Origin of the sequence: Streptomyces sp. ICC1 (genome assembly GCF_003287935.1) — a bacterium.
Taxonomy (GTDB): domain Bacteria; phylum Actinomycetota; class Actinomycetes; order Streptomycetales; family Streptomycetaceae; genus Streptomyces; species Streptomyces tritrimontium.
In genome coordinates, this window is the sequence record NZ_CP030287.1 from 7,831,445 (window position 1) to 7,857,127 (window position 25,683).

The window sequence follows — 25,683 nt, forward strand, 5'->3', positions numbered from 1 at the left end:
TTCGGACCCGGCGGCCCGCCCCGCGCCGTGTGTGCCGTGTTGTGCCGCGCGAGGTCAGTCCAGCAGCCGGTCGCGCAGCCGGCCGAGGGTCTCGGGTGCGAGCCCGAGCCCCTCGCCGAGGTAGCGCTCCGCCCCGCCCCACTCCTCGTCGATCGTCTCGAAGGCCGCGGTCAGGTACGGGGCGCGGGCGTCGAAGAGCGGGGCGAGCAGCTCCGCCACCTCGGCGGTGCGGGGCTGGGCCGCCTCGCTGCCCCGGCGGACCCGGTAGCGGTTGTGCGGGGCGTTGGACTCCAGGTAGTCCGCGACGATCGCCTCGCGCCCGACGCCCAGCGCGAGCAGGGTGACCGCGATCGACAGGCCGGCCCGGTCCTTGCCGGCCGCGCAGTGCATGAGGGCGGGGACGCTGTCCTCGGCGAGGGCGTGGACGACCCGGCTGTGCTCGGCGGTGCGGGTCTTGATGATCGTGCGGTACGAACGGGACATCCGCGCGACGGCCTTGCCCTCACCCAGGATCTCGCGGAGCTGGGCGAGGTCCCCGTCGCGGACCATCGTCCAGAACTCCCGGCCGTCCGCCGGGTCAGACAGCGGGATGTTGATGTTCCGCACGCCGGGAAGCTCCACGTCCGGGCCCTCCAGCGCGTGGTCGGCGTCGTTGCGGAAGTCGAAGACGGTGTGCAGCCCGAGCGAAGCGAGGAACTGTGCATCGGTTTCGGTGGCATGCGCCAGATGTCCGCTTCGGAACAGTCGTCCCGTCTTGACCCTCCGTCCGTCCGTGGTCGGCAGCCCGCCCACGTCGCGGAAGTTGCGTACGCCGGCCAGGGTCGGCCCCGCGTGGGGGGTCTGGGATATCCGCTGGGTCACAGGGGTCCTCCGTGTCGTCGTCGCTGGTGTCCGAATTACGCTACTTGTGGCCAACTTGCCATGGCGAGCGCCGAGATCGGACACGTCCCGTGAGCCAGATCATACGGTGACGGTGAGTGCCTGATCGCGAATGCCGAATTGCCTAGCCGGAGCGGTCGTTGAAGGTGCGGAATGGACGGAGGGTGACCAGAATTCCGGCGCACCGTCATCTTCAAGATTCTGTTGGGGAATTCAAGACTTGTTCCGTGCGGCCGGACTCGATTACGTTCGCGATCGATCCGGACGGACCGCCTAATCCTGCCGCCGACCGGAAACCGCATCCGACTATTCACGCGCGCGGCAGGAGCGGGGGAACCAGGTAAGCCGCTGTTCCGGATCTCCGTCGAGATCTTTACAACGGGACAGCTCGGGGTGAAGCCGTACATGTGCTGTTCGCCGGCACGTGGGCGGCCGGACATCTCCAGTCCGAACCCGACAGCTCACCTCGCAGGCGTCGGAGAGGAAATTCGCCATGCCTGGAACGGGTAAGCACCGCCGTCCGAAGTCCCGCTCGATATCCCGTGGTTTCGCCGCCGCCGGCACCGGTGGCGCGGCCCTCGCGCTTCCGCTGCTCGGGGCGGCCGGCGCCCACGCGGCCGGCGCCCCGGCCGCCGCACCCGCCACCGCACCTGCCACCGCGCCGGCCTCGGCGCCGCAGGTCCCGGCCTCGCTCCAGGCCGCGCCCGCCACTGCGCAGGCCGCCCCCACCGTCTACACCGTGGTGCCCGGGGACCACCTCTCCAAGATCGCCGAGAGCCGGCACCTCAGCGGTGGCTGGGAGCAGCTCTACGCCGACAACCGGGCTGCCGTCGGGTCCGACCCGTCGCTGATCCACCCGGGCCTCAAGCTGACGCTCGGCGCGAAGGGCACGGCCGAGGCCGCTCCGAGCCGGGCGGCCGCTCCGGCCGCGCCGGCCGCGCCGGCCGAGCAGTCCGCCGACTCCTCCGAGTCCGCCGAAGACGCGTCCGGTTCCGGCGGCGCCGAGGCCCCGGCGGCGCCCGCACGCAAGGCGCCCGCACCCAAGGCCCCCGCCAAGCAGCAGCAGGCCGCCCCCGCTTCGGCCGGGTTCGTCTCCCCGGTCAGCGGCGGCGCCTCCACCGCGTACAAGGTCGCCGGGTCCATGTGGTCCAGCGGCTACCACACCGGCGTCGACTTCTCCGCGAGCACCGGCAGCACCGTGAAGGCGGTCGGGGCGGGCACCGTCGTCTCCGCCGGCTGGGGCGGCGCGTACGGCAACGAGGTCGTCATCCGGCACGCCGACGGCAAGTACAGCCAGTACGCGCACCTCTCCCAGCTCAACGTCTCGTCCGGCCAGAGCGTCAGCGCCGGGCAGACCGTCGGCCTCTCCGGCGCCACGGGCAACGTGACCGGCCCGCACCTCCACTTCGAGATCCGCACCGGTCCCTCGTACGGCTCGGACATCGACCCGCTGGCCTACCTGCGGTCGAAGGGCGTCAGCATCTGACTCCGTCCGGCGCCGCGACCCGGTGGGCCTTCCCGGTCGCAGCACTAGACTGCCCGTCCGCTCACGGGACGGGGTGCACGGCATGGCGGTCACGGCAAGGGAGCTCAACCGCTCCACCCTCGCACGGCAGTTGCTGCTCGGGCGCGAGGCGCTCGGTGTCACCGACGGGGTCCGGCGGGTGGTCGCGCTGCAGGCGCAGCAGGCCGCCTCGCCGTACCTCGCGCTGTGGAACCGGCTCGCGGACTTCGATCCGGCCGCTCTCGACGCCGCGTTCACCGGCCGCGAGATCGTCAAGTCGACCCTGATGCGGATCACCCTGCACGCCGTGCACGCCGACGACTTCCCCGCCTTCCGCGAGGCGGTGCAGCCGGGGGTGCGGGCGGCGCGGCTGGGCAGCCGGTTCACGGCGTCGGGGCTGAGTGCCGAGGACGCCGACGAGCTGGTGCCGCGGCTGCTGGCCTTCGCCGACCGGCCCCGTACGGCCGCGGAGTGCGAGCGGTGGCTGGAACAGCGGCTGGGCGAGCCGCCGCAGCCCGGAGCCTGGTGGGGACTTCGGCAGTACGCGCCGCTGCTGCACGCGCCCACCGCGCACCCGTGGTCCTTCGGCGAGCGGCCGTCGTACGTCGCGTCCCGGTACGGGACGACGCGGGCGGTCCCCGCCGATCCCGAGGCCTCCGCGCAGTCCCTGCGGGCGCTCGTCGTGCGCTACCTGGAGGGCTTCGGGCCCGCCTCGGTGGCGGACGTGGCGCAGTTCGCGCTGGTCCAGCGGGGCAGGGTCAGGCAGGCGCTGCGGGAAGCCGAGCTCTCCCACGGCCTGCGGCGGCTGGAGGGGCCGGGCGGCGAGGAGCTCTTCGACGTCCCCGGCGCGCCGCTGCCGGACGGGGACACGCCGGCGCCGCCCCGGCTGATGGCCATGTGGGACAGCATCCTGCTCGCGTACTCCGACCGGGGCCGGGTCATCCCGCCGCAGTACCGGAGCCTCGTCACCCGGGTGAACGGGGACACGCTGGCGACCCTGCTGGTCGACGGGTACGTGGCCGGGGTGTGGCGCCCGGCGCCCGGGGGAGTGGAGGTCACCGCCTTCCACCCGCTGCCGGAGGAGGTCTGGGAGGCGCTCGCGGCCGAGGCCCGGTCGCTGACGGCCTTCCTCGCCGACCGGGATCCGGAGGTCTACCGGCGGTACGGCCACTGGTGGAGCAAGCTGCCGAGCGCCGGAACCCGGCTGCTCGTCTGACGCCGGCGGGGCCGGGACCGGAGGGGGGTCCCGGTCCCGCCGGCACCGTTCTCCTATTCCCCACCTGACGGGTGGTGAAGATCACGGTCCGTAAGACCGTGGCTACGGTCGCGTAGGTGGCGGGTCGGGGTGAAGGATGTGGTCCCGTGGCAGCGACGACGACGACACTCAAGACCATCGGCTCGTACGCGGCGATCGGGGACAGCTTCACCGAGGGCATCGGGGACCCGGGACCCGGGGAAACGTTTCTCGGCTGGGCGGACCGGCTGGCCGTACTCCTGGCCGATCAGCGCGACGAGCACGACTTCCGGTACGCGAACCTGGCCGTGCGCGGCCGCCTCCTGGACCAGATCGTGGCCGAGCAGGTCCCCCGGGCCAAGGAGCTCGAACCGGACCTGGTCACCTTCTGCGCGGGCGGCAACGACATCATCCGGCCCGGCAGCGACCCGGACGACGTGGCCGAGCGGTACGAGGCCGCCGTGCGCGACCTCACCCGCTCGGTGGGCCGGGTCATGATCACCACGGGCTTCGACACGCGGGACGTGCCGGTCCTCAAGCACATCCGGGGCAAGATCGCGACCTTCAGCGCGCACGTCCACTCCATCGCCGACCGGTACGACTGCCCGGTGCTCGACCTCTGGTCGCTGAAGTCCGTACAGGACCGGCGGGCCTGGGACGCCGACCGGCTGCACCTGTCGCCCGAGGGGCACACGCGCGTCGCGCTGCGGGCCGCGCAGGTGCTCGGCATGGAGGTGCCCGCCGACCCCGACCAGCCGTGGCCGCCGCTGCGGCCGCGCGGATCGGTGGACGTGACCCGGGACAACATCCAGTGGGCGCGCGAGTACCTGGTGCCGTGGATCGGACGGCGGCTGCGCGGGGAGTCCTCCGGCGACCACGTCGAGGCGAAGCGGCCGGACCTGCTGCCGCTGTAGGACCCGGCCGGACCCGGCCGTACGGGGGGGGTTGGGGCGGGCCGGCGCATGCTGAGTACGACGGAGCCGGTCAGGACGGTGACGATGACGGCCAGGCTGACCGGTGAGGGGATCTCCGGGATGCTGGGGCTGATCAATTTATGGGATGCCTGGAGGATGAGCTTGACGCCGATGAAGGCGAGGATGATCGCGAGACCCCTGTTCAGGTAGTGGAACCGGTCCAGGAGGCCGGCGAGCATGAAGTAGAGGGCCCGCAGGCCGAGGATCGCGAACGCGTTGCTGGTGTAGACGATGAACGCGTCGTCGCTGACCGCGAGGACGGCGGGAACGCTGTCCACGGCGAAGATCAGGTCGGCGGCCTCGATCGCGGCGACCACCGCGAGGAGCGGGGTGGCCATGCGCGTGCCGGCTTCCTTGACGAAGAATTTCGCTCCGGCGTATTCGTCTCGGACGGGGATGATCTTGCGGAGCATCCGCACGGCGAAGCTCTTGCCCGGGTCGAAGCTGTCCTGCTCGTCCTTGAGGAGCTTGTAGGTGCTGTAGAAGAGGACTGCGGCGAAGGCGAAGAGCACCGCGGTAAAGCGGCTGACCACGGCGACGCCGAGGGAGAGGAAGACCCCGCGGAAGACGAGGGCGCCGATGACGCCGAAGAACAGCACGCGGTGCTGGTAGGCGCGGGGGACCTTGAAGTAGGCGAAGATCACGGCGAAGACGAAGAGGTTGTCGACCGACAGGCTCTTCTCCAGCAGCCAGGCCGTCGTGTACTCCGTGCCCGCCGTCGTGCCGAGGACGAGGAAGACGACCGCGCCGAAGATCAGGGCGAGGCTCACCCACAGGCCGCTCCATGCGGCGGCCTCCTTGAACCCGATGACGTGCGCGGTGCGGTGGGCCAGCAAATCGACCGCCAGCGACACCACCACTGTCGCGGCGAACGCCCCCCACAGCCAGAGCGGGACATCAAGCACGTCGGGAACCCTCACGATGGCCCGCGCGGAGTACGCCGGCCCCTATACGCGAGTGTGCGGCATTTCGCCCCCTGACGCACGGCCGAGCGGTCTGTGAGCCGCAGGTCCCGCACCGGCCCGCCGGGGCATGGCCCGGGCCGATCGCTGAGGCCAGGCGGCTCGCCGAGAACGTGCGCAACGAGCGTTCTCATGGGGCGGGAGACCGGTCGCACCGCCCTGCGCGGGAACCTCCCCCTGCTCGTCAGCGGGGACCTGTCCACCGAACCTCCGATGCCTGTGTCCATCCGCATCACCCCCGGGCCGGGAACGCCCCGCTGCGCCGCCGTGATCGACGGTATGGAGATCCTGATGTCCCCACGCTCCTCCTGAACCGGGAGGGCGTGACTCGGTACACCGGGTGCGGGCCGCGGGCCACGGGCTCCGATGGTCAGGATGACGATGATGCAGGTGCTCGCTGTCTCGCTGATACCGGGCAGGGGTTCCTTCCCTCCGGAAGACAGCGGCGCAGCGGTCCGTCACCGTGGCCGGCGCTGCCGGGTGTGGTCAGAGGCGGGAGGCGATGGCGGGCAGGAGGTCCTTGAAGGTGCGGCCGTCGGCCGGCTCCCCGATCGCGGACATGTTCCAGCCTCCGCCGGAGCGGTGGACCTTGGCCATCACCTGCGCGGTGTATTTGCCGCCTCCGGAGAGGGTGTAGCGGGCCAGTTCCTGGCCGTTGCTCTCGTCGACGAGGCGGCAGAAGGCGTTCTCCACCTCGGCGAAGGTCTGCCCGGTGAAGGAGTTGACGGTGAAGACGATCTGGTCGACGTGCACCGGTACTCGCTGGAGGTCCACGAGGATGGACTCGTCGTCGCCGCCCTGGCCGGCGCCGCCGACGAGGTTGTCCCCGGTGTGGCGGACGGAGCCGTCCTTGCTGACCAGTTGTTGGAAGAAGGCCACGTCCACCGGCTCCTTCCCGGCGAAGAGGACGGCCGAGGCGTCGAGGTCGATCTCCCGGGCGGTCAACCTGGCGAGGAATCCCTTGCGCGGGGCGGCCTGCCAGCCGAGCCCCATCCGTACGACGCTCAATGCCCCGCCGCCGCTCTTCTCGAGGGCTTGGCGGTGCGACCCGGCGGAATGCCGTGGCGAGGAGTCGAGCCCGACGCGCGAGCGGAGGCGATGGCGAGAGTCGTGATGGCCGCCGCCGCCCGGTCGGCACTCGTCGACGCGTCCGCGAGGGGCTGCTGGATTCCGGCCGTATCCGGGGTGCAGTCGGGAGCGGGGTGAACAGTACCGACCGTCGCGCTTTCGGGCGGGCCGAAGGTGCGGCCCGCCCGCATGCATGCGTCGGCGCGTCAGATGCATTCCTGCCCTGCTCGCGGTCCTCGGCTCCTGCACGGCAACGGCCTGGCGGCACCGCCGGGTCCGCCGTCGCAGCGTCCGGGCCCTTGCCGGGCTGCCCGCCACCGCGGTGGCGGTCGTGCGCGACGACGCGCCGTACGCGTACGCGCTGCCCGGCGGGCGCCGGGAGCGCATCGTGGTGACCACCGGGATGCTCGCCGCGTTGGCCTCGTGCGAACGCCGGGCCCTGTTCGCGCACGAGCGCGCTCATCTGTCCGGCCGCCACCACCGGTTCCTGCTGACGGTCCGGCTCGCCGCCCGGGCCAACCCCTTCCTGCGCCCCCTGTACTCGGCGGTGCCGTACACCGCCGAGCGGTGGGCTGACGAGGATGCGGCCGCCGCTGTCGGGAGCCGGCGCACCGTCGCCGTCGCCATCGGCAAGGCGGCCCTCATAAGTCGCGGCACCCCCCTCGCCACGCTCGCGGGATTCGCCGCCGCCGGGCCGGTACCGCGCCGGGTCGCCGCCCTGTTGGGGCCGGCCCCCGCGGGAGACGACTGGCCTCCGGTCTTCACCGCGGTCGGCCTGGCAGCATGGGGAGCGGCAACGGGCGCGGCTGTCTCCGCCCTGTCCTCGGCGAACTCCGCCGTCACGCTCTTCTTCATCCTCCACGCTGCCACCCCGTTGTAAGGCGAGCCGTGCCGGTACGGCACCGGCCGGAAGCGGTACGCTTCGCGGCCGCGGTTTACCGCAGGGCGGCGAGGTGTACGCGATCGTCCATTTCTTCTTCGCCTTGGCGATCTCCTGTATGACGCTGACCTTGCCGAAGGCGAAGGCGAAGCCGGCGGTCAGCGTGTCGAGGTTTTCGTCGAAGCGCCGCTGCAGGTCCGTGGAGCCGAAGTTCCGCAGCACCTCGTCGGTGGCGATCAGCTGTGCGACTCGCCGGCGTTCGGAAGGTTCGATCGTGCCGTCTGCTGCTGCGGCCATGTCGCCCACGATGAGACCGCGAGGCCCGCGGCGCCGCCCCCGACGGCGGCGCCTGAAGGCGCTCCCCCGCCCGCCTGCGACACCTCCGGACGCTCTGTACGGGGAACTGCCGGACCATGGCCTGGAGCCTGCCCTCCCACCGCCGACCGGTTGCGCGGCCGGCAGGCGCGGAAGAGGTCAGTGGACGCCGAGGAAGATGCCGCCCGGGGTGCTCAGATCGTCGTTGTACAGGTGGAACGCCCGGATGGACTTGGTGACTTCCTGCTGGGAGATGAAGGCGTCGCGGTCCAGGTCCAGCCGTTGGAAGACAATCGGGGCGTCTTCGGGGGAGATCCCCCAGAGGCCCAGATACCTGACGAACTCGTCCCGGCTGATCTTCTTGTCCCCGTCGAAGTCCACGACATTGAATACGGCACGCGCGATGTCATCCAGCAGATGGGATCCGTTCGCGCCGAAGCCCGCAGCCCGGTTCGCCGCGACGAACTCGTCGAGGGACAGACGCTCCTGGCCCGGCGTCGCCTGCTGCAGCAGTCCCAGCCACTGTGACCAGTACGCCCGCTCCAGTGAACTGATCTTGGGGTCATTCCTGGCCAGCCCGTAACCGGTCGCGTACCTGTCCACGATCCGCTCGTGGTCACCCCACCCGACGAATCCGTCCTCGTCGGCGTCCAAGGCCACGAACAACCTTCGCAGCCTGCGGGCGATCGGATCAGTGATGGCCATGCGTCAAGTCCTTCCTGAAGGGAGACCGGTGCGGCGTGACGCCGACTCTCCCTCATTGTGACCGTATGTGCGGGATGCCCACAGCGGGCCTCCTCGGCTACGGCACCGACCGCCCACCCCCGAATGGGGGGGCTGCCGGTCGCGGACGGCCGCGACTACGTCGTGAGCTCTCGGGCAGAGGTCACGAGCACGGTTCGCCGTGGTGCGGCTGGGGAGGGGCTGAGCACTGGTGTGCCGTCCCCTCCCGCCTTCAACCCCGCACAGCTCAGCCGAGCAACGCCATGGCCGTGCGGTCGTGCTGTGTGAAGCAGCCGCTCCGGCTGCGGTGCGATGCCGGGTACTCCCGGCCGGCCGTGGGTGTCTCCGCATCTGTCAGGAGAGCCATGAGTTCGGTGCGGGCGCGGGCCACGCGGAGCGGACCGTGCCGACGGGACAGCCGATGGCTTCGGCCGCGTCGGCGTAGGGCAGGCCGAGGAGTTGGGTGAGGACGAAGGCGTCCCGGCGTTCGGCAGGGATCGTTGCCAGGAGCTCGGCCTGGTCGTTCCGTTCCGCTACGGCCAGCGGCGTACCGCCGGAGGAGGACACCTGGTCCACGGTCGCCGTAAGGGCGGGAGGGACCTCGCCGCCGTGTTCGCGCACCCAGGCCGCGACGGCCGTGGCCGCTCCCTTGCGCGGCTTGCGACCGTCGGGCAGGTCGACGCCCGACATCCGGGTGGTGGCGGTGAACGGGACCCACTCGGCGCCGGCCACGACCCGCTCGGTCAACTGGTATTCGTGATAGCCGAATTCGATGATCGATCGGCCTTCGGGCGTCTCGTCGGCGAGAGGACAGCAGGGCGGCCCGCGCCAGTCGCTCGATCGATGTGCCCCCGACCGGGAGGAGGGAGCTGGCCCGACGGTTGCCGTAGGTGATGGTGCCCGTCTTGTCGAGGAGCAGGGTGTTGACGTCGCCCGCGGCCTCGACGGCCCGCCCGGACATGGCCAGGACGTTGCGCTGGACGAGCCGGTCCATCCCGGCGATGCCGATCGCGGAGAGCAGCGCGCCGATCGTCGTCGGGATCAGGCACACGAGGAGTGAGACCAGGACGATGCCGGTGACACCGTCGGCGGTGAGGGCCGCGGTGTCGTGCGCGGCGGCCATGGCGTCCTTGGAGAAGATCGCCATGGGCTGGAGCGTGACGGCCGCGACCAGGAAGACGAAGGTCAGCCTGACCAGGAGCAGGTTGAGCGCCAGCTCGTTGGGGTCTTCTGCCGGTTGGTGCCCTCTACCAGGGAGATCATCCGGTCCAGGAAACTGGCCCCGGGCTCCTGGGTGATCCTTACGGCGAGCTGGTCGGAGAGCACGCCGGTGCCGCCGGTGACCGCGCTGCGGTCGCCGCCCGACTCGCGGATGACCGGGGCGGATTCACCGATGATCGCGGACTCGTCGACGCTCGCCGCGCCCTCGATCACATCGCCCGTCACCGGGAATCAGCTCCCCGGCCGGTACGAACACGCTGTCACCGCGCCGGAGTTCACCGGCCGATACGGTCTCCTCGATGTACGAGCCCGCCCGCGCGCCCGGCTCCCAGCCGGTCAGCCGGCGTGCGCTGGTCTGCTGCCGCGTGCGGGGCAGGGTGTCCGCCTGCGCCTTGCCACGGCTCTCGGTCACGGCCTCGGCGAGGTTGCCGAAGACCACGGTCAGCCAGAGCCACGCGGTGATCAGCCACCCGAAGAGGGTGGGGTGGAAGGCGGCGATGCCGGTGGTGAGCGCGGCGCCCATCTCGGGGACGAACATGACCGGTTCCGGAACAGGGTCACCGGGCTGAGCTTGCGCAGCGCCTACGGGAGCGCGCGCCACAACTGCTTCGGGTCGAGCATCCCGGCGCCGATCCGACGGGGCCGGTCGCTTCCGGGAGGTGGTGCGTGACGGACGGGGGCGGGGCCGACCGCGGTGGAGGCGGCCATCAGAACTTCTCCGGCTCGATCAGGGCGATGACCAGATAGGCCAGCAGGGCGACGGCCACGACCAGGCCGACAGTGTTTCGACGGTCATCGAGACCTCGTCCTCACAGGGGGAAACAGGGGCAATGTGGATCTTCAGGGCAGCTCCAGGCCGCGCGCACGCGTGCCTGGGGCCGTCCTCCGCCGGGCTGCCATCCGGCGGAGGACAGAAGAGGGCCGGCGGCCCTACAGGCCGATGTCCCGGCGGTTCATGTCGTCCATGGATTCACGGCGTACGAGCATCCGCGCGGAGCCGTCCCGGACCGCGATCACGGGCGGGCGGCCGACCAGGTTGTAGCCGGAGGCCATGGACAGGTGGTACGCGCCGGCGGCCGGTACCGCGATGAGGTCTCCGGGTCGCACGTCGCCGGGCAGCGCGACATCCTCCGCCACGACGTCGCCGGCCTCGCAGTGCCGGCCCACCACCGTGACCAGGGCGGGCAGGGCCGTCGAGGCGCGGCCGATCAGCCGGGGCGCGTACCGGACCCCGTACAGGGCCGGCCGGGGGTTGTCGCTCATGCCGCCGTCGACGGCGACGAACGTCCGCCCCGAGGTCTCCTTGACCGTGAGGACCCGGTAGACGGCGACTCCGGCGGGGCCTACGAGCGCCCGCCCGGGCTCGATGGTCAGGCGCGGTACGGGCAGCTTCGCGTGGGCGCAGCCGTCCGCCAGCTCGGCCAGGACCCGGTTGGCGAGGGTGGTGAGGTCGAGGCTGTCCTCGCCGGGGCGGTAGGCGATGCCGTGGCCGCCGCCGATGTTCAACTGGGGCGGTTCCAGGTCGTGGTGGTCCCGTATTTGGGTCATCAGGCCGACCATCCGGCGTACGGCGGCGACGTACGGCTTGACCGAGGTGATCTGGGAGCCGATGTGGCAGTGCAGTCCCACGAGTTCGAGACGGGGCTGGGCGAGGACCCTGGCGATGGCGTGCTGGGCGGAGCCGTCCGTGATCGAGAGGCCGAACTTCTGGTCCTCCGTACCGGTGCGGATCTTGGTGTGACCGCCGGCCGCGATGCCGGGCACGACCCGGATCATGACCTGCTGGCGTTCGCCTTCGGGCACGATGTCGGCCAGTCGGGCGATCTCCGAGGTGCTGTCGAGGACGATGCGGCCGACGCCGAGCCGGACGGCGGTGTACAGGTCCTCGGGGCTCTTGGCGTTGCCGTGCAGCACGATCCGCTCGGCGGGGAAGCCCGCGGTCATGGCGAGGCCCAGCTCGCCGGCGGAGCAGACGTCCAGGCCCAGGCCCTCGTCCTCGACCCAGCGGGCCATGGCCCGGCAGAGGAACGCCTTGGCCGCGTAGATGACGTCCGCGTCCGGGAAGGCCGTGCGGTAGGCGCGGCAGCGGTCGCGGACCTCGCCCTCGTCCAGGACGTACAGGGGGGTGCCGAACCGATCGGCCGCTTCGGTGAGGGAGATCCCGGCGACGGTGACGTCGCCTCCGGCGGCCGGGCGGGCCGAGGCGGGCCAGACGGAGAGCCCCTCGGCGGCGTCGGGGGCCGGTATCGGATCCGAGGTCCGGACCGGGGAGGAAGGGAAAGTGACAGACATGGAGGGCCCTCAGCCGATCAGGAGGTTCATGCAGGAGACGACCGCCGCGGCCCCGGTCACGCGCAGGACACCGACGTGCTGCGGATCCCAGTCGCGCCAGGCCGGAAGCGGCTTGGCGGCGAGGGCGGGGACGGGGGCAAGGACGCCAGCGTCAACCGCGCCTACGCGCTGCGCACCGTACGGGCCCCCCTCACCGTCGACGGCGCCCGTACGGCCACCGAAGCCGCCCTGGCGGCCCCCGGAGCCCGCCCCACCGCCATCGTCTGCGACGACGACATCCTCGCCGCCGGAGCCTGCAAGGCCGCCCGCCGCCTCGGCCTGCGCGTCCCCGACGACCTCTCCGTCACCGGCTTCGACGACCTCGCCCTCGCCACCGCCGTCGAACCCGAACTCACCACCGTCCGGCTCCCCGCCGAACGCGTCGGAGAGCAGGGCATGACCGCCCTCCTCGCCGCCCTCGAAGGCACCCCCTGGGCCGCCGACGACATCCCCGTCGAACTCGTCGTCCGCGACTCCACCGGCCCCGCCCCGACCCCCTGACCCCGGGAACGCGAAAGCGCCCCCGGCCGGAAGGCCGGGGGCGCTCACACCGCACTGCGGACCGTCTCTACTCGGCTTCCTCTTCGGGAGCCTCGTCGTTCGACACGGCATCCGCCTGGGCGGCCGCCGGAACGTCCGCCTCCAGCAGCCGCGACAGCTGCCGGCCCCGGATCCGCTTGAACTTGCGCTGCTGGGCCCGCGTACGGTCCAGCACCGCCACCTCCAGCCGCTCGTGCGGAATCGCCTTGTCCGTGCCGTTCGCCTGGCTGGACAGCGCCTGCACCGCCAGCTTCAGCGCCTCGGACAGGGTCATCCCGTCCTGGTGCCGCTGGTCGAGGAAGGTGCTGATCTGCTCGGCGTTGCCGCCGACCGCCACCGAACCGTGCTCGTCCACGATCGAACCGTCGTGCGGCAGCCGGTAGATCTGGTCCCCGGCCGCCGTCGCGCCAACCTCGGCCACGACCAGCTCCACCTCGTACGGCTTCTCACCGGCGCTGGAGAAGATCGTTCCCAGCGTCTGCGCGTAGACGTTCGCCAGCCCACGGGCCGTCACGTCATCGCGGTCGTAGGTGTATCCGCGCAGATCGGCGTAGCGCACGCCGCCGATCCGCAGGTTCTCGTACTCGTTGTACTTGCCGGCGGCCGCGAAGCCGATCCGGTCGTAGATCTCGCTGAACTTGTGCAGCGCGCGGGACGGGTTCTCGCCGACGAACACGATGCCGTCGGCGTACTGGATCACAACAAGGCTGCGACCGCGGGCGATGCCCTTGCGGGCGTATTCCGCCCGGTCGGCCATGGCCTGCTGGGGTGAGACGTAGAACGGAGTCGACACCGGCTGTCCGTCCCTTTCTTCTGGGCTCCTACGGGGCGACGGATGGTCAGAGCAGGGCGGCGCGCGGGCCGTCGGGCTGCTCCAGCCGACGGTTCGTGATCTTGCGGGCCAGCTCCGAGGACTCCTCGTCGGTCAGCCGGCGGAATCCCTCTTCGGTCATGACGGTGACGATGGGGTAGATGTGGCGGTAGAGGTCCGGGCCGCCGGTGGCCGAGTCGTCGTCGGCGGCGTCGTACAGCGCCTGGACGACGAGCGTCGTGGCCTCCTCCTCCGTCAGCTTCGAGTGGTACAGCTTCTTCATGGAGCCGCGCGCGAAGATCGAGCCGGAACCGGTCGCGGCGTAGCCGTGCTCCTCGGAGCGGCCGCCGGTCACGTCGTAGGAGAAGATCCGGCCCTTCTCCTTGCCCTCGTCCCACCCGGCGAAGAGCGGTACGACGGCCAGCCCCTGCATCGCCATGCCCAGATTGCTCCGGATCATGGTCGACAGCCGGTTCGCCTTGCCTTCGAGGCTGAGGGTCGCCCCCTCCACCTTCTCGAAGTGCTCCAGCTCCAGCTGGAACAGCTTCACCATCTCCACGGCCAGGCCGGCGGTGCCGGCGATGCCCACGGCGGAGTACTCGTCGGCCGGGAACACCTTCTCGATGTCCCGCTGCGCGATCATGTTCCCCATGGTCGCCCGCCGGTCACCGGCGAGCACGACCCCGCCGGGGAAGGTGGCGGCCACGATGGTCGTCCCGTGCGGCGCCTCGATGACCCCGTCGGGCAGCTTCCGGTTGCCCGGGAGCATCTCGGGCCGGTGCGCGCCCAAGAAGTCCATGAAGGACGACGACCCCGGCGTCAGGAAGGCTGCCGGTAGACGCCCTGTGCTACGAGTGTTGGGTTCCACAGGTTTCCTTCCAGATATGAGACGACCCTACGAGCTGCGTCGGGATCGTCTCCCAACTTGCCGATGGCCGTGTTGCAGTTGAAGCAAAGTACGCCTCGGACCCTACCCGTGGTGTGGCAATGATCCACATGAACGGCTGGGCTCTTTTTGCAGATCAAGCAGATGCCGCCCTGCGCCGCGATCATCTCGTCTCGCTGGGCCTCCGTCATGCCGTACGAGCGCTTGAGATGCCCCGCCCGACCCTGTACGGCCCGGCAAGCCTTGCAGCGAGTGGACTCGCCATCAGACGCTGTTGCGTTCTTATGCCACTCGCCGTGCGGCTTCACCTCGCCACACTGCCTGCAGAGCTTCCACCCCGCCGGCACGTCCACGTGCTCTCTGACTGCCTTGCCTTTGGCTGCCTGACGGCGGCGATAGTGCTCGGCACTGTAGGCCGCCACGCATTCCCGGCATCTGGGCTGAAGCCCATCGCTCCGATTGCGATCCGAGGCGAATCCGCTCAGTGGTATGTCACGGGCACACCCGCGACACCACTTCGTTCCATTGAACATGGAGCACACACTGGCGGATTCGCCTTAGATTCGAAGGCTATTCGCCGCCTTTTTGTACGAAACTCCGAACGAAGTCCTCGGCATTCTCCTCGAGTACATCGTCAATCTCGTCAAGTACGGAGTCGACGTCGTCGGAGAGCTTTTCCTGGCGCTCCTTGAGGTCGGTCGATTCTTCGACCGCCGCCTCCTCGACCTCCTCGGTCGAGCGCTGCGCCTTCTCCTGTCCGCCGCCGGTGTCCTTGGTCGCCATGTCTACCTCACCCCGCTCGGTTCGCACGCTCACGTCGAGAGACCCCGGGAATTCGGGATCCCTCAAGATCAGACCCTACGTCGGACCCTACAAGGAGGGCCCGACATTCGCCCCGCACTTTGACAACGTGCAGGTGTCCTCATGATTCCCTCGGCGGGGGCCTTTCAGCCCCCGCCGAGGGATCGGAAAGGGGGCTCAGCGGCCCGACAGCACCCGTACCAGGTCCTCCGCCGTCCGACAGCGGTCCAGGAGCTCCTTCACATGGGCCCGCGTGCCCCGCAGGGGCTCCAGGGTCGGGACCCGCTGGAGGGAGTCGTGGCCCGGCAGGTCGAAGATCACCGAGTCCCAGGAGGCCGCGGCCACGTCGTCCGCGTACTGCTCCAGGCACCGGCCCCGGAAGTACGCCCGGGTGTCCTCCGGCGGCTTGCTCTGCGCGCGCTCCACGGCCGGCTCCTCCAGCAGCCGCTTCATCTTGCCGCGGGCCACCAGGCGGTTGTACAGCCCCTTCTCGGGCCGTACGTCGGAGTACTGCAGGTCCACGAGGTGGAGCCGGGCGGCGTCCCACTCGAGGCCGTCGCGCCGCCGGTAGCCCTCCAGGATCTCCCGCTTCGCGATCCAGTCGAGCTCTCCCGACAGGCTCATCGGGTCGGTCTCGAGCCGGCCCAGTACGTCCTCCCAGCGGGCCAGCACGTCCTTGGTCTGCTCGTCCGCGTCGGAGCCGAAACGCTCCTCCACGTACTTCCTGGCCAGCTCGTAGTACTCCATCTGGAGCTGTACGGCGGTCAGCGTCCGCCCGCTGCGCAGCGTGATCAGGTACTGCAGGTCGGGGTCGTGGGAGACGTGGTGCAGGGTGCGCACGGGCTGGTCCACGGCGAGGTCGACGTTGATGTAGCCGTCTTCGATCATGGACAGGACGAGTGCGGTCGTGCCGAGCTTGAGGTAGGTGGAGATCTCGGAGAGGTTGGCGTCGCCGATGATCACGTGGAGCCGGCGGTACTTCTCGGCGTCCGAGTGCGGTTCGTCGCGGGTGTTGATGATGGGGCGCTTGAGGGTGGTCTCGAGGCCGACCTCGACCTCGAAGTAGTCGGCGCGCTGGCTGATCTGGAAGCCGTGTTCGCGGCCGTCCTGGCCGATGCCGACGCGGCCGGCGCCGGTGACGACCTGGCGGGAGACGAAGAAGGGGGTGAGGTGGCGCACGATGTCCGAGAAGGGGGTTTCCCGCTTCATCAGGTAGTTCTCGTGCGTGCCGTAGGAGGCGCCCTTGTTGTCGGTGTTGTTCTTGTAGAGGTGGATGGGCTGGGCTCCGGGGAGCTGGGCGGCCCTGACTGCCGCCTCGGCCATGATCCGCTCGCCGGCCTTGTCCCAGAGGACGGCGTCGAGCGGGTTGGTGATCTCCGGGGAGCTGTACTCGGGGTGCGCGTGGTCGACGTAGAGCCGTGCGCCGTTGGTGAGGATGACGTTGGCGAGGCCGATGTCCTCGTCGGTGAGCTGGCTGTTGTCGGCGGCCTCGCGGGCGAGGTCGAAGCCGCGGGCGTCCCGCAGCGGGTTCTCCTCCTCGAAGTCCCAGCGGGCGCGTCGCGCCCGGTGCATCGCCGCCGCGTAGGCGTTGACGATCTGGGATGAGGTGAGCATGGCATTGGCGTTCGGGTGCCCCGGGACGGAGATCCCGTACTCCGTCTCGATCCCCATTACTCGCCGTACGGTCATGCGGCCCTCCTTGCCCGGCGGCGCTCCCGTTCGGGAGCGGCGCTCAAGTACCGCTGGTGCTCCGGTGCGTCGTGTGCGGTGCCCGTCCCCGCACTGCGCGACCTGCGGTACGGATGAGCCTAGAACCACTCCGCGCCGGTGGGGAGATCATTTCGGTCATTGAATTCGACCGGTCACCGGCTGAAAAGAGCAGTCGGTAAAGCAGTCGGCTGCGGGTGCCCTTGCGGGCTCCCGCAGCCGGCCCGCTTCGTCAGAGGTACTGACCGGTGTTGGCCACCGTGTCGATGGAGCGTCCGGTGTCCGCGCCTTGCTTTCCGGTGACGAGCGTGCGGATGAATACGATCCGCTCGCCCTTCTTTCCGGAGATTCGGGCCCAGTCGTCGGGGTTGGTGGTGTTGGGGAGGTCTTCGTTCTCCTTGAACTCGTCCACGCAAGCCTGGAGGAGGTGGGCGACGCGAAGGCCCTTCTGGTTGTGCTCGAGGAAGGCCTTGATGGCCATCTTCTTCGCACGGTCCACGATGTTCTGGATCATCGCGCCCGAGTTGAAGTCCTTGAAGTAGAGGACTTCCTTGTCACCGTTGGCGTACGTGACCTCGAGGAAGCGGTTCTCCTCGGTTTCGGCGTACATCTGCTCGACGACGGTCTGGATCATGCTGTGGACGGTTTCCGCCGTGGAGCCCTGGTGCTCGCCCAGGTCGTCCGTGTGCAGCGGGAGCGTGGCCTTGAGGTACTTCGCGAAGATGTCCTTCGCCGCCTCGGCTCCGGGGCGCTCGATCTTGATCTTCACGTCGAGCCGGCCGGGGCGCAGGATGGCCGGGTCGATCATGTCCTCGCGGTTGGAGGCGCCGATGACGATGACGTTCTCCAGGCCTTCCACGCCGTCGATCTCGGCGAGCAGCTGGGGGACGATGGTGTTCTCCACGTCCGAGCTGACTCCGGATCCGCGGGTGCGGAAGAGGGATTCCATCTCGTCGAAGAAGACGATGACGGGGGTGCCCTCGCTCGCCTTCTCCCTGGCACGTTGGAAGACGAGGCGGATGTGCCGCTCGGTCTCGCCGACGTACTTGTTGAGGAGTTCGGGGCCCTTGATGTTCAGGAAGTAGGACTTCCCGGTGGGCTGGCCGGTGACCTCGGCGACCTTCTTGGCAAGGGAGTTGGCGACGGCCTTGGCGATGAGCGTCTTGCCGCAGCCGGGGGGGCCGTAGAGCAGGATGCCCTTGGGGGGCCGCAGTTCGTGTTCCTTGAAGAGGTCGGGGTAGAGGTAGGGGAGCTCGACGGCGTCGCGGATCAGTTCGATCTGGTCGCCCAGGCCGCCGATCTTGTCGTAGTCGATGTCGGGGACCTCTTCGAGGACGAGGTCCTCGACCTCGCTCTTGGGAACGATCTCGTAGACGTAGCCGGAGCGGGGTTCGAGCAGCAGGGAGTCGCCGGGGCGGATGGTGACGTCCAGGAGCGGCTCGGCGAGCCTCACCACCCTTTCCTCGTCGGTGTGCCCGACCACCAGGGCGCGCTCGCCGTCCTCGAGGATCTCCTTGAGGGTGACGATGTCCCCGGCGCGCTCGAATTCCATGGCTTCGACCACGTTGAGGGCTTCGTTGAGCATGACCTCCTGGCCGCGCCGGAGGTCTTCCGGTTCGACGCTGGGGCTCACGTTCACTCGGAGCTTTCGGCCGCCGGTGAAGATGTCGACGGTTCCGTCTTCGTTCGCCTGCAGGAAGACTCCGAAGCCGGCCGGCGGCTGTGCGAGCCGGTCGACTTCTTCCTTGAGGGCCACGATCTGGTCGCGGGCCTCGCGCAGGGTATTGGCCAGACGCTCGTTCTGGGCGGAGACGCCTGCCAGGTTTGTCTGGAGCTCGACGATCCGCTCTTCGAGAATCCTCGTGTGTCGCGGAGAGTCGGCGAGCTTACGTCGCAGGACGGCGATTTCCTGCTCGAGATAGGCAACCTGGCCGGCGGGGTCCTCAGACCCTCGCCCGGGCCGGATGCCGTGGTTGATGTCGTCGTCGTGGGCTGCCACGGTCCTCACCTCCTCCAAGGGGAGCTGGACGCTTTCTGACCCTACCTGGGCTGGTGGTGATTGAAACCCCTAGATCACAAAGACGGTAGGGGTGTGTCCGATCTTCACCCTTGCGTACTCCCTCACGCCAAGGAAATACCCACCCATCAAACTCGGGAAGCGGCCGGTTGTAAGGTCGAAGTGTTCAACACCCGTCAGAGCTCGTGCGACTTGCCGCGGGTTGTGTCCGGGATGGATCACTCATCGCAGGGAACGGCAGGAGATATGACCGTGCAGCAGGAGGCAACCTCCGACCAGACCGGTGGCGTCGGCGAGGCCGGAGAGCCGCTCGAGGTCTGGATCGACCAGGACCTCTGCACCGGCGACGGCATCTGTGTGCAGTACGCGCCGGAGGTGTTCGAGCTGGACATCGACGGTCTGGCGTATGTGAAGGGCTCCGCCGACGAGCTGCTCGTGGAGGCGGGGGCGACCACTCCGGTTCCGCTGGTGCTGCTCCAGGACGTGGTCGATTCGGCCAAGGAATGTCCCGGCGACTGCATCCATGTAAGGCGCGTTTCGGACAGGGTCGAGGTCTTCGGTCCCGACGCGGAGTGACGGTTCAAACACCTGTGGCGGTCGAGTCCGTAAGCTCCTGGCGGAATTTTCCGCCGGTCCAGCGCCACTTGGCGAACTGTTTCGTGTCGGGGCTGTAGCGGGGGATCTCGGGCGAGGAGTAGCCGAGGAGCGTCGCGGTGACGACTCCGTCGCGCACGGTGAGGTCGGTGGCGGTCTGTCGGCGGCCGGCTTCGAGCAGGGTGGCGACGACGCGGGGGCCCGTGTTCTTGCCGGTGTCCCGGGTGAGTACGTAGATCGCGTGCGGCGGGGTGCCGGATCCGGCGTCGCAGCGGACGGCCGCCACGGTTTCGGGGCGGCCGTCGCCGTCGAGGTCGCCTTCGGCGGTGGCCGTGACGGCTTGTGGGGCGCCGTTGCAGTCGAGTGGGTAGGTGAGCGCTCCGGCGTCGGGGGCGGCCGCCTCGGGGCCCTTCGGGGGGGGTGCGGCCGGTGTGGCGGGGCCCGGCGGCGTGCCGGGGGAGGCAGGTGCGGTCGCGCCGGGCGTGGCCGTGGGGGACTCCGGGACGCAGATGACCTCGTCGCGCGGGGTGTAGTGCGTACGGAAGGTCTCCCGGCCGACCTCGTGGCCGCCGCGGACGAAGACGCGGTCGACGGAGACGTCGAAGCCCTCCAGCGGGGTCTGCGCCTCGCAGGTGGGGCCGGCGACCGTGCGCTTGCCCGGCGGCGTGACGAGGGTGCGCGGACCCTTGGTCGCGCGTACCTCGTCGTACTGCCTCGTTCCGAGCAGGGTGACCGTCACCGAGGTGGCGGTGGAGGAGGCGCGGACGATGACCGGGTGCCCGGAGTCGTTCTGCCAGCGCAGGTCCAGGGTGCCCCAGGCGACGGTGGCCTCGCGGCCTTCGGGGTACCGCTCGATGTAGAAGGAGTGGGCCCCGTGCTCGATCGGCTTCAGGCCCGCGAAGAACATGGCGTTGTACATGGTCGTCGCGACCGCGGAGACGCCGCCGCCGGGCGATTTCACGTACCGGCCGTCGTTGATCATGATGCCGTCGACGAAGCCGTTCTCCTCGGTCCGCTCGCCCACCGTCTGGTTGAAGCTCCAGATGTCGCCCTGCTGGACGACGGCGCCGTTGATCAGTTCCACGGCGCGCGCGATGTTGTGGGTGCGGTAGGGCGCGGCGGGATAGGCGACGGTGAAGGAGGAGAGGACCTGCTGCCCGACGGCTGCCTCGGCGGCTGCCTCGGCGGCTGTCTCGGGGGTGGCCCCGGCGGTGGCCCCGGCGGTGGCCGCGTGCCGCCCGGTCGCCCGGTCCCCGGTGGGCCCGCCCGCGGCGGCCGCGGTACCGGCGGACAGGCCGCCGAGGCCGAGCACGGCGGCGGTGCCCGCCGATATCAGGGCGATCCGCGTGGTGGCCGTACGGCCGTGGGCGCGTCGCATGTCTCTCCCTGTCGCTGAGGAATCCGAACCACACAAGTTTGGTCCAAATCGGACTAAAAGGGTGAGGAATGTGCCGGTTCTCACGAGCGTGTGGGGGAGCCGCCGGCCGGGACGGTCTACGGAACCGAGCGGATCCGGCGGACCAGCACCGATCCCGCGACCGCCAGGGCGCCCGCCAGCGCGTACAGCGCCGTGTACCCGCCGAGGTGGGTGACCACCGGGGCCGCGATCACCGGGGCCAGCACCTGCGGCAGCGCGTTGGCGATGTTGATGACGCCCAGGTCCCGCCCCCGGTCCTCCTCGGTCGGCAGCACGTCCGTGAGCAGGGCGAAGTCCACCGCCGTGTACACGCCGAAACCGAGGCCGAGGACGAGCGAGGCGACGACCGCGCCGGTCCAGGTCTGCCAGACGGCGAGCAGCAGGGTGGCCGCGGCGATGACCAGGCCCGACCGGATGACGTAGGACTTGCGGCGGCCGCTGCGGTCCGACCGGATGCCGCTGATCACCACCGTGGCGAGCAGGGTGAGCGCGTTGAGCGCGGTGAGGACCAGCACGCCGGTGTCCGCGTCGCCCTGGTAGCGCACCGCGTCGGTCAGGTAGTAGAGCAGGTACATCGTGCTGATGGAGTACGACAGGTTCATCAGGAACCGGGTGAGCCAGGCCCAGCCGAAGTCGGGATGGCGGCGCGGGTCGATCCAGAAGCCGGCGAGGAAGCCCCGCCACCGGAAGGGCGGCCGGTCGGCGGGGGCGAGCACCGAGTCCCGCCGCATCAGGACGTACGGCACGGCCGCCACCACCGAGAAGACCGCGCAGGCCAGGTAGCCGCCCGCGATCCCGCCCGCGACCGTGGCCAGCGCCGTGCCGATGAGGATGCCGACCACCTGGGAGACGCCGAGCCAGCCCCCGACCAGGCCGCGCCGCCGGACCGGCACCTGGTCGGGGACGGCCGCGGTGAGCGCCGCGAAGGCCGCGTTCAGGGCGAGCTGGACCAGGCACCAGCCCGCGATCACCACCGCGACGCTCTGCGCCGCGGCGAGGACCACCAGGCCGGCGGCCCCGCCCGCCACCCCGGTCACCACCCAGGGGATGCGCCGGCCCGCGCGCGCCGTCGTCCGGTCGGACAGCGCGCCGAAGACGGGGTTGGCGACCATCGAGACCGCCGCTCCCAGCCCCGTCACCAGGGCGAGCGTGGAGGCCTTGTGGTCGGGGGCGAGGTGCTCGGCCTGGCGTGCCAGGAGCAGTTGCAGCGGGCCGAACCAGCCCACCCAGACGCCGAGGTTGGCGAGGGACAGCGCGCCGACCCACCGGCCGCCGGGGGAGGCCGGGGCCTGCGCGTCCGGCGCGGCCTTCGCCCCGGCGGTCATCTGCCGCTCCTGATCAGGTCGCGGTACCAGGCGTACGACTCCTTGGGCGTGCGCGCCAGCGTCTCGTAGTCGACGTGGACGAGGCCGAACCGCTGCCGGTAGCCCTCCGCCCACTCGAAGTTGTCGAGGATCGACCAGATGAAGTAGCCGCGGACGTCGGCCCCTTCGGCCATCGCCCGGTGCAGGGCGCGCACGTGGCCCTCGTGGTAGGCGATCCGCCGCGCGTCCTCGATCCGGCCCGTGCCCGGGTCCGGCCCGTCGCCGTACGAGCAGCCGTTCTCCGTGATGTACAGCGGCGGGAGCCGGTCGCCGTAGCGCTCGCGCAGGGTGGCGAGCAGCTCGCGCAGCCCGTCCGGGACCACCGGCCAGTCGAAGTCGGTGCGCTCGTACCCCTCGATCTGCCGGATGCCGAAGGGGAGTCCGGAGGGGATCTCGATCCCGCCGAAGACGGAGGCGCCGGCCGGGGTCGGGGCGCCGACGAGCATCGGGTTGTAGTAGTTGACCCCGTACCAGTCCAGAGGGGCCGAGATCGTCTTGAGGTCCTCCGCCACCGGGCCGGGCAGGAGCGAGTCCAGTCCCTCCGGGTAGGCGCCGGTCAGGATCGGGTCGGCGAAGAGCCGGTTGGTGAGCGTGTCGTACAACTCGGCGGCGGCGCGGTCCTCTTCGCTCCCGGAGGCCGCCCAGACGGGGCTGTGCGAGGCGGCGATCCCGATCCGCCGGGCGCCCGCCGCGCGCAGGGCCTGCACGCCCAGCCCGTGGGCCAGCAACTGGTGGTGGGCGGCGGGCAGGGCGTCGAAGACGAGCTGCTTGCCGGGGGCGTGCTCGCCGAGGCCGTAGCCGAGGAGGGTGACCTCCGCGGGCTCGTTGATGGTGATCCACATGGGCACGCGGTCGGCGAGGCGCTCCGCGACCACCGAGGCGTACGCCGCGAACCGCTCGGCGGTGTCGCGCTCCAGCCAGCCCCCGCGCTCCTCCAGCGCGAGCGGGGTGTCCCAGTGGAACAGGGTGGGCACCGGGGCGATCCCCGCGGCGCACAGCTCGTCGACGAGCCGGTCGTAGAAGTCCAGCCCCGCCCGGTTGACGGGCCCGCGGCCGTCGGGCAGGACCCGGGACCAGGACACCGAGAACCGGTACGCGTCCACGCCGAGCCCGCCCATCAGGGCCACGTCCTCCCGGTAGCGGCGGTAGTGGTCGGTGGCGACCTCCGCGTGGGAGCCGTCCTTGACGTGCCCCGGCTCCCTGGTGAAGGCGTCCCAGGAGGAGGGGCCTCGGCCGTCGGCCGTGGGCGAGCCCTCGATCTGGAAGGCGGAGGCGGAGACCCCCCAGAGGAAACCGGCCGGGAACGGGGGTACGGGCGCTGTCATGCGGACTCGCTTCGGTCGGGGCGGTGCGGATCCCCAACACGGGTACGGGGAAGCGCTGTCGGGCGTGCTGCTCACGGCACTTTCGGGTTCCCGGACCCGCCCTGTCAATGGAAAGTGAACAATCCTCAACTTTTGCGGGGCGCGTCCGATCGCGAAGTGCGGCCGCCGCCCGGCCGCGAAGTCCGGCCGCCGCCCGGGTCAGCCCGCGGCGTCGAGCAGGGCCAGCTGCTCGGAGCCGGCCCGCTCCATCGCGGCGGCGAGCTCCCGCGCGCGGCCGTCGCCGCCGGAGGCGCGTTCGGCCGCGCAGAGCAGCACGGACTGCCGCAGGTGTGCGCGCAGGGAGGCGGTGAAGAGGCTGTCGAACTCCGGCCCGGACAGCGCCCCCGCCCTGCGCACGGTGTCCGAGCTGACCATGCCCGGCATGTCGTGCCCCTCGTGCGGGCGGGTGTCCGGCGCCGCGGACAGGGCCAGGAGCCCGCGCAGGCCGGCCAGTTCGCCCGCCTGCCGGTCCGCCGCCGCCGCGGCGAACCGGACCACGGCCGGATCCCCGGCCCGCGAGGGCGCCAGGCCGGTCAGCAGCCGGGCCCGCTCGTCCATCGGGATCATCAACTGGATCCAGGCGATGTCGGTGGCGTTGAAGGCCGCCGCCCGCGGCGGCCCCGCCACCGGCTGCGCGGTGCAGCCGGTGGCCAGGAGCGCCGCGAGCAGGGCCCACACGGGCCGCCGGGTCAGAACGTACCGGCGGAGTTGCACTTGGCGCTCTGTACGACGCAGTCCTTCACGCGCTGCCCCAGGGCCGCGTCGTCCCAGGCGTTGAAGAAGTCGCCGTGGATGGACGAGGCCATGCCCGAGGACAGCGAGAGGCCGTCAGGGCCGCCGCCCGTCGGATAGCCGATCACGAAGGAGACGGAGGGGATGGCCACGGGATAGGCGCCGGAGCACTTGCCGCCGACGGTCGTGAAGGACACGTGCGACGTGTGGTCGGGGCTGTCGAGGTGCTTGCCGTCCCAGCAGTCGGGGAAGACCAGCTGGTACACGAGCTTGGCGTTCGGCGCGCACACCGGCCAGTTGCCGTCCGAGCTGCGGCCGCTCTCGCCGCCCTCGCCCGCGCAGTAGAACTGGTTGACCGAGCCGGCCGGAGTGGGAACCTGCGACTTGGCGCTGCCGGCGATCATCCGGAACCCCTGGGGGAAGGGCACCGTCGCCGTGGGGTCGGGCAGCCGGGACCCGTAGTACACGATCATGCCCTCGGGTTCGACGGCACTGCCGTGCTCGTACAGGGTCGGGATCCAGTAGCTGGAGAGGTCCTTGGCGGGGGTGCAGCTCGTCGCGGTGTGCGAAGCCAGGGACTCGGCCGTGGTGAACGCGTCCGTGCTGCGGTTGCCGAAGAAGCTGTGCATGTGGGACGCGCCCGGCAGGCCGGGGGCCACGATCGGGTCGTCGGGCTTGGAATGGCTGTAGACGCAGGTGGCGTTGAACTCGGGGACCCGGACGGAGTTCGCCGGTACCGGCGCCGGAACCATCGCCCGGAACCCGGCCAGCTGGGTGTCCCACTTCGCCTGGTCGATCTTCACCCAGCCGGGCGAGGAACCGGCCGCGAACGAGAACCAGTTGACGTTCACGAAGTCCCCGGCCCCGCTGCTGCGCAGCACCGCGAACACCGTCTGGGAACCGGCGGGATGGGCGGCGGCATCGGCGGTCCGCGTGACCCAGCTCTGCCAGCCGCCGGTGGCGGCCATCTCGAACTGTGCGAGCAGCGGGCCCGCCGGGGACCCGGTGCGCAGCTCGACGGCGCCGGGACCGCCGACCGCGGAGGCCACCCGGGCCGAGACCGTCAGGGGGCCGGAGGCACCCAGGTCGACGTTGTCGAAGCGCATCCAGTCGCCGTTGGCGAGGTAGGCGGCGTTCTGGCCGCCGCCCGTGTCGCCCGTCGCCTCGAGCTGTACGCCGGACTGCGCCGCGTACGCCTCTGCCTGGACGAGGACGGTGTCGGCGGCCCGCGCGGGTGCGCTGGTCACCGTGGCGCCGAGGCTCGCGGCCAGCACGGTGGCCAGCGCGCCCGCGAGGAGGGCATGGAGGGGGAAGCGGGGTTTTCGCATCGAAGGTCCTTGCCTGCCGGTGGAGGGGGAA

General features: G+C 70.7%; 21 protein-coding genes, 6 pseudogenes and 1 riboswitch. Of the genes and pseudogenes, 7 read left to right on the forward strand and 20 right to left on the reverse strand.

Annotated elements, in window-relative coordinates:
• Positions 1 to 54: 54 nt before the first annotated feature.
• Entirely contained in the window at positions 55 to 861 is an 807-nt protein-coding gene (locus tag DRB96_RS36635) for a tyrosine-protein phosphatase (protein ID WP_112452298.1), read from the reverse strand.
• Between the two features lie 311 nt (positions 862 to 1,172).
• Positions 1,173 to 1,369, forward strand: a riboswitch (cyclic di-AMP (ydaO/yuaA leader).
• A 3-nt stretch (positions 1,370 to 1,372) separates the two neighbouring features.
• Between DRB96_RS36635 and DRB96_RS36640 the strand changes: the two genes are divergently transcribed.
• From DRB96_RS36640 to DRB96_RS36650, 3 genes are all read left to right on the forward strand, one after another.
• Positions 1,373 to 2,365: a LysM peptidoglycan-binding domain-containing M23 family metallopeptidase gene (locus tag DRB96_RS36640; RefSeq protein WP_112452299.1), complete on the forward strand. Its 993-nt coding sequence runs from the start codon at positions 1,373 to 1,375 to the stop codon at positions 2,363 to 2,365.
• Between the two features lie 82 nt (positions 2,366 to 2,447).
• The gene (locus tag DRB96_RS36645) at positions 2,448 to 3,599 is read left to right on the forward strand and encodes a winged helix DNA-binding domain-containing protein (protein WP_112452300.1); all 1,152 of its coding nucleotides are present in this window, start codon (positions 2,448 to 2,450) and stop codon (positions 3,597 to 3,599) included.
• Between the two features lie 146 nt (positions 3,600 to 3,745).
• The gene (locus DRB96_RS36650; protein ID WP_112454186.1) at positions 3,746 to 4,531 is read left to right on the forward strand and encodes an SGNH/GDSL hydrolase family protein; all 786 of its coding nucleotides are present in this window, start codon (positions 3,746 to 3,748) and stop codon (positions 4,529 to 4,531) included.
• A 32-nt stretch (positions 4,532 to 4,563) separates the two neighbouring features.
• Here DRB96_RS36650 and DRB96_RS36655 read toward each other — a convergent pair.
• Positions 4,564 to 5,496: pseudogene (locus DRB96_RS36655) on the reverse strand (TerC family protein); the annotation flags it as partial.
• Positions 5,497 to 5,685: 189 nt separating this feature from the next.
• Between DRB96_RS36655 and DRB96_RS36660 the strand changes: the two are divergent.
• Positions 5,686 to 5,865: a hypothetical protein gene (locus DRB96_RS36660; protein ID WP_112452301.1), complete on the forward strand. Its 180-nt coding sequence runs from the start codon at positions 5,686 to 5,688 to the stop codon at positions 5,863 to 5,865.
• A gap of 174 nt (positions 5,866 to 6,039) precedes the next feature.
• Here the strand turns inward: DRB96_RS36660 and DRB96_RS36665 are convergent, their stop codons facing one another.
• A complete protein-coding gene (locus DRB96_RS36665) occupies positions 6,040 to 6,561 on the reverse strand; it encodes a TerD family protein (RefSeq protein ID WP_343234665.1) in 522 nt (173 codons plus the stop codon).
• A 274-nt stretch (positions 6,562 to 6,835) separates the two neighbouring features.
• Here DRB96_RS36665 and DRB96_RS36670 point away from each other — a divergent pair.
• A pseudogene (locus DRB96_RS36670) lies at positions 6,836 to 7,501 on the forward strand (M56 family metallopeptidase); the annotation flags it as partial.
• A gap of 90 nt (positions 7,502 to 7,591) precedes the next feature.
• Here the strand turns inward: DRB96_RS36670 and DRB96_RS36675 are convergent.
• The 6 genes and pseudogenes from DRB96_RS36675 to lysA all read right to left on the reverse strand — a co-directional run.
• Positions 7,592 to 7,798, reverse strand: a pseudogene (locus DRB96_RS36675) (TerB family tellurite resistance protein); the annotation flags it as partial.
• Positions 7,799 to 7,975: 177 nt separating this feature from the next.
• Positions 7,976 to 8,521: an EF-hand domain-containing protein gene (locus DRB96_RS36680; protein WP_112452303.1), complete on the reverse strand. Its 546-nt coding sequence runs from the start codon at positions 8,519 to 8,521 to the stop codon at positions 7,976 to 7,978.
• A 372-nt stretch (positions 8,522 to 8,893) separates the two neighbouring features.
• Positions 8,894 to 9,082, reverse strand: coding sequence for a sigma factor-like helix-turn-helix DNA-binding protein (locus DRB96_RS45405; RefSeq protein WP_239516846.1), 189 nt, complete (start codon positions 9,080 to 9,082; stop codon positions 8,894 to 8,896).
• Positions 9,056 to 10,381 (reverse strand): annotated as a pseudogene (locus DRB96_RS36685) (HAD-IC family P-type ATPase); the annotation flags it as partial. The pseudogene DRB96_RS36685 and the gene DRB96_RS45405, both read right to left, overlap by 27 nt.
• Before the next feature lie 86 nt (positions 10,382 to 10,467).
• Positions 10,468 to 10,533 carry a K(+)-transporting ATPase subunit F gene (kdpF, locus tag DRB96_RS36690; protein ID WP_112454188.1) on the reverse strand — a complete coding sequence of 22 codons (66 nt, stop codon included), beginning with the start codon at positions 10,531 to 10,533 and terminating at the stop codon, positions 10,468 to 10,470.
• 157 nt (positions 10,534 to 10,690) lie between these two features.
• A complete protein-coding gene (lysA, locus tag DRB96_RS36695; protein ID WP_112452304.1) occupies positions 10,691 to 12,052 on the reverse strand; it encodes a diaminopimelate decarboxylase in 1,362 nt (453 codons plus the stop codon).
• Positions 12,053 to 12,220: 168 nt separating this feature from the next.
• Here lysA and DRB96_RS36700 point away from each other — a divergent pair.
• Positions 12,221 to 12,592: pseudogene (locus tag DRB96_RS36700) on the forward strand (substrate-binding domain-containing protein); the annotation flags it as partial.
• A 67-nt stretch (positions 12,593 to 12,659) separates the two neighbouring features.
• Here the strand turns inward: DRB96_RS36700 and prcA are convergent.
• From prcA to arc, 6 genes are all read right to left on the reverse strand, one after another.
• On the reverse strand, positions 12,660 to 13,424 hold the full coding sequence (prcA, locus tag DRB96_RS36705; protein WP_112452305.1) for a proteasome subunit alpha: 765 nt from the start codon (positions 13,422 to 13,424) through the stop codon (positions 12,660 to 12,662).
• Between the two features lie 46 nt (positions 13,425 to 13,470).
• Positions 13,471 to 14,310 carry a proteasome subunit beta gene (gene prcB / locus DRB96_RS36710; RefSeq protein WP_112452306.1) on the reverse strand — a complete coding sequence of 280 codons (840 nt, stop codon included), beginning with the start codon at positions 14,308 to 14,310 and terminating at the stop codon, positions 13,471 to 13,473.
• Positions 14,262 to 14,861 (reverse strand): endonuclease VII domain-containing protein, encoded by a 600-nt coding sequence (locus DRB96_RS36715; protein ID WP_112454190.1) that lies wholly within the window; start codon positions 14,859 to 14,861, stop codon positions 14,262 to 14,264. The genes prcB and DRB96_RS36715 overlap by 49 nt, the downstream gene beginning before the upstream one ends.
• 37 nt (positions 14,862 to 14,898) lie before the next feature.
• Complete coding sequence (locus tag DRB96_RS36720) at positions 14,899 to 15,111, reverse strand: ubiquitin-like protein Pup (protein ID WP_112452307.1); 213 nt, start codon at positions 15,109 to 15,111, stop codon at positions 14,899 to 14,901.
• Between the two features lie 195 nt (positions 15,112 to 15,306).
• A complete protein-coding gene (dop, locus tag DRB96_RS36725; protein WP_112452308.1) occupies positions 15,307 to 16,818 on the reverse strand; it encodes a depupylase/deamidase Dop in 1,512 nt (503 codons plus the stop codon).
• Between the two features lie 250 nt (positions 16,819 to 17,068).
• A complete protein-coding gene (arc, locus tag DRB96_RS36730) occupies positions 17,069 to 18,835 on the reverse strand; it encodes a proteasome ATPase (protein WP_112452309.1) in 1,767 nt (588 codons plus the stop codon).
• A gap of 264 nt (positions 18,836 to 19,099) precedes the next feature.
• Between arc and DRB96_RS36735 the strand changes: the two genes are divergently transcribed.
• Positions 19,100 to 19,429, forward strand: a complete 330-nt coding sequence (locus DRB96_RS36735) for a ferredoxin (RefSeq protein WP_112452310.1) — start codon at positions 19,100 to 19,102, stop codon at positions 19,427 to 19,429.
• 523 nt (positions 19,430 to 19,952) lie between these two features.
• Here the strand turns inward: DRB96_RS36735 and DRB96_RS45415 are convergent.
• From DRB96_RS45415 to DRB96_RS36765, 5 genes and pseudogenes are all read right to left on the reverse strand, one after another.
• Positions 19,953 to 20,609 (reverse strand): annotated as a pseudogene (locus tag DRB96_RS45415) (VanW family protein); the annotation flags it as partial.
• A 332-nt stretch (positions 20,610 to 20,941) separates the two neighbouring features.
• On the reverse strand, positions 20,942 to 22,189 hold the full coding sequence (locus DRB96_RS36750) for an MFS transporter (RefSeq protein ID WP_112452311.1): 1,248 nt from the start codon (positions 22,187 to 22,189) through the stop codon (positions 20,942 to 20,944).
• Positions 22,186 to 23,553 carry a GH1 family beta-glucosidase gene (locus DRB96_RS36755; RefSeq protein WP_204357909.1) on the reverse strand — a complete coding sequence of 456 codons (1,368 nt, stop codon included), beginning with the start codon at positions 23,551 to 23,553 and terminating at the stop codon, positions 22,186 to 22,188. The genes DRB96_RS36750 and DRB96_RS36755 overlap by 4 nt, the downstream gene beginning before the upstream one ends.
• A 198-nt stretch (positions 23,554 to 23,751) precedes the next feature.
• On the reverse strand, positions 23,752 to 24,306 hold the full coding sequence (locus DRB96_RS36760; protein WP_112452313.1) for a DUF305 domain-containing protein: 555 nt from the start codon (positions 24,304 to 24,306) through the stop codon (positions 23,752 to 23,754).
• Positions 24,282 to 25,652, reverse strand: coding sequence for a DUF1996 domain-containing protein (locus tag DRB96_RS36765; protein ID WP_112452314.1), 1,371 nt, complete (start codon positions 25,650 to 25,652; stop codon positions 24,282 to 24,284). Before DRB96_RS36765 ends, DRB96_RS36760 begins: the two co-directional genes overlap by 25 nt.
• Between the last annotated feature and the right edge of the window lie 31 nt (positions 25,653 to 25,683).